The sequence below is a fragment of the Rubrivirga litoralis genome (genome assembly GCF_031846415.1).
Taxonomy (GTDB): Bacteria; Bacteroidota; Rhodothermia; order Rhodothermales; family Rubricoccaceae; genus Rubrivirga; species Rubrivirga litoralis.
The window spans coordinates 1-3,475 of sequence record NZ_JAVRHT010000072.1; the positions used below are offsets into that span (position 1 = coordinate 1).

General features: G+C 76.4%; 3 protein-coding genes. 2 read left to right on the forward strand and 1 reads right to left on the reverse strand.

The window, feature by feature from the left end:
• A partial coding sequence (locus RM540_RS16075; RefSeq protein WP_311666006.1) for an IMPACT family protein occupies positions 1–620 on the reverse strand: 620 nt, incomplete at its 3' end.
• A 71-nt stretch (positions 621–691) separates the two neighbouring features.
• On the opposite strand from RM540_RS16075, the gene RM540_RS16080 reads away from it, so the two are divergent.
• Together RM540_RS16080 and RM540_RS16085 are read left to right on the forward strand one after the other, a co-directional pair.
• Positions 692–3,205: a DUF5916 domain-containing protein gene (locus tag RM540_RS16080; protein WP_311666008.1), complete on the forward strand. Its 2,514-nt coding sequence runs from the start codon at positions 692–694 to the stop codon at positions 3,203–3,205.
• A gap of 68 nt (positions 3,206–3,273) precedes the next feature.
• A partial coding sequence (locus RM540_RS16085; protein WP_311666010.1) for a hypothetical protein occupies positions 3,274–3,475 on the forward strand: 202 nt, incomplete at its 3' end.

Below are 3,475 nucleotides of genomic sequence, written 5' to 3' on the forward strand. Positions count from 1 at the left end.
ACCACCTCGCCCCGCCCCGACGTGGCCTCGACGAAGGCGGCCCGGAGCGGGGCGGCGTGGCTGCGGCGGACACGGAGGGCCAACTGGGTGCCGTCCGGCGAGAACGTCTGCTCGGCCACCTCGGCGTCGAACGCGTCCAGGAGCCGCATGGCCGGGGCCGTGTCGGCGAACGCGAACCGGAGCACGACGGGCACGCGGACCGTGCCGCGGGCGGGGCGGCCCGCGTCGAGCGCCGCGCCGGCGGCCTCGCCGTAGGCCCGGGCTAGCCCGCCCACGCCCAGCTTCGTCCCCCCGTAGTAGCGCGTGACGGCGACCACGACGTTGGTCAGGTCGCGGCCCTCGATCTCGCGGAGGATCGGGGCGCCGGCCGAGCCGGAGGGCTCGCCGTCGTCCTGCGTGCGCCAGACGCTTCGCCCTTTGGGTCCGCCCGGGCCGAGCCGGAACGCCCAGCACACATGCGTTGCCGCGTGCTCGCGGGCGCGGACGGCGGCGACGGCCGCGAGCGCCTCGGCCTCGGTCCGCACCGGGGCGGCCTCGCCGATAAACCGCGAGCCCTTCGTTTTGGGAGGCTCGGCGGCCGCCGGGGCCGCGAGTGTGAGGAACGTGTCAGGGACGGCCACGGGGCGAACCCAAAGGGCGGGGTGGGGGCGAGCTTCGGAACGTACGCCCGCCCCGCCCCGTCGTCTCCCCCGTGCTCACGCTCGCGCTCCTGCTCGCGCTCGCCGCCCCGCCCGGCGGCGACGGACGGTCCGGCCCCGACCCGGCGCGGCCGGTGGTCACGGCGGCGCCGGCCGGCGAGGGCCTCCGCGTCGACGGCGTCTTGGACGAGGCGGCGTGGGACGCGGCCGAGGTGGCGACGGGCTTCGTCCAGTACGAGCCCAACGAGGGCGCCCCGGCGACGGAGCGGACCGAGGTCCGCGTGCTCCGGGCGGCCGACGGGCTCGTCGTGGGCGCCCGGATGTTCACCGCCGACCCGTCGCGGATCCGCCAGACCCTCAGCCGCCGCGACAACACGGGCGGGGCGGACGCCTTCGTGGTCTCCCTCGACAGCTACAACGACGACCGGACCGCCTACGTCTTCGGCGTCACGGCCGCCGGCGTCCGCTTCGACGGGACCATCGAGGGCCGCCGCGAGGACCGCTCGTGGGACGCCGTGTGGGAGTCGGCCGTGCGCGTGGGGCCGGACGGGTGGACGGCCGAGCTCCGTATTCCGTACTCCCAGCTCCGCTACACCGAGGGCACGGCGTCGTGGGGCGTCAACTTCCAGCGCGTGATGCCGGCAAGCGGGGAGGACGCCTACTGGGCGCCGGTCACGCGGGCCGAGGCCGAGGGCGGGATCGTCCAGCTGTTCGGGACGCTCGACGGGGTCGGCGGGCTCGCGCCCCGCCCCGTGCTCCAGGCGGCGCCGTACACGCTCGCGCGCGCGGCCCGGACCGAGGACCCCGACCGGCCGGGGACCGGCGCCGAGAGCGTCGAGGCGAACCTCGGCGCTGACCTCAAGGTGGGTCTGGGCTCGAACGTCATCCTCGACGCGACGGTCAACCCGGACTTCGGCCAGGTCGACGCCGACCCCGCCCAGCTCAACCTGTCCACGTTCGAGCGCTTCCTGAGCGAGCGCCGGCCGTTCTTCCTCGAAGGCACGCAGATCTTCGACCTCACGGTCGGCGGCGGCGACGGGGCGCTCCTCTACACGCGCCGCGTGGGCGGCGAGTCGCCCATCATCGCCGCGGCCAAGGTCACGGGGCGGACCGGGGGCGGCCTCTCGTTCGGGGCGCTGGGCTCGGCGACCGGCGGCGACTTCCGGCCGGGCCGGTTCTACGGGGCGGGGCGGCTCAAGCAGGAGCTGCCCAGGCGGAGCTACGTCGGCGGCGGGCTGACGGCGTACGGGACGCGGCCGGACAACGGTGACGGCCGCACGCTCGCCGTCGCCGGCGCGGCTGACTGGGCGCTCCGCACGGGCGGGTGGGTGTTCGAGGGGACGGCCGCGGGGACGGCCCGCGACGCCGACGACGGCCGCGTCGGGGGCGGGGCGGTCTACCTCGGGTTCGACCGCGAGGAGGGCTACCTCACGCCCGGGTTCGGTCTTCGGGCCTACACCGCGGGCGTCCGCCTGGACGACGTCGGGCGGTTCCGACAGACCGACCTGCTCCAGGCCCGGGCCGGGACGAGCTACCTCGTCAACGAGGGCCGCCCGGTCGGCCCGTTCCGGCGGCTCCGCGGCAGCGTCTACGGCTCGCAGACGTGGCGGCTGGCCGACCGGACCAACCGGGGGGCGGACCTCTCTTTCTTCGCCCGCGCCGACTTCCCCGGCTTCCAGGAGCTCTCGGTCTCGGTCGACCTCGACGGGCTGGGCGGGCTCGACGTGCGCGAGGCGCGAGGGCTGGGCGACGTCCGCAACGTGGCGCGCGGCGGGCTCCGGGTGTCGTACGAGACCGACTCGCGGCGGCGGTACCAGGTCGAGGTCGACGTGGGCGGGTCGCTCGGCGCCGACGGCGCGCGCGGCTTCTCGGCGGGCCTCGAGGTGGACTGGGCCGTGAGCGACCGCCTGAGCCTGGACGTCGAGGCGAGCGGGGGCTGGACCGACGGCCGGCAAGCGTGGGCGGCCAACGAGGCGTTCGTCCAGACGCCGGCCGGCCTCTTCGTCGGCGCCCAGGCCGACGTGCCCGAGGCGCTCGTCGACGGCGACCTCGTCCCGTTCCCGGGCGGGGTGGGGCTCGTCGCCGGCCTCGCCCCCTACGACGCCGCCCCGCTCCAGGTCGCGGGCACGGCGTTCTACGTCCCGCTGTTCGGGCTCCGCGACACGCGCGAGGCCGAGGCCACGCTGCGCGGCCAGTACATCGTCTCGCCGACGCTCTCGCTCCAGGCCTTCGGCCAGCTGTTCGCCGCGCGCGGGCGCTACCGCGACCTCTCCGTGCTCGCCGGCCCCGACGATCTCCGCCCCGCCTCCGGCTTCCCCAAGCGCCGCGACTTCGCGTTCTCCGCGTTCACGGGCAACGCCGTCCTCCGCTGGGAGTACCGCCTGGGCTCGGCGCTCTACGTCGTGTGGAGCCAGGGCCGCCGGAGCGAGCAGTTCGAGGAGGCGCTCCTGGCCGCCGCCCCGCCCTCGCCGTTCGAGACGGGCACCGGCGGCCAGTTTGCGGACACGTTCGGGGCGTTCCCGGACGACGTGGTCCTGGTCAAGCTGAGCTACCTGCTGATGCGGTAGCGGGCGGGCAGCGGGCGCCGCCCCGCCCGCACCGCACGAGGGCGGGGTGGCCGTCGTAGCGGCGTTGCATGCAACGCCGTCGGGCCGCGGCCGCCGGGCGGGGCGGCGACGGGCGGGGCGGCGTAGGGGCGACCGGCGGTCGCCCGTGCGTGCGGGCAGACGACGACGACGCTCAGGACCGCCCCGCCCGCGTCGGATACGACAAGTCGTGTCCCTACGGGTGCCCTTCGTTAGGCGTGGCGGCAATGGGCGGGGCGGAACAAAACCGGC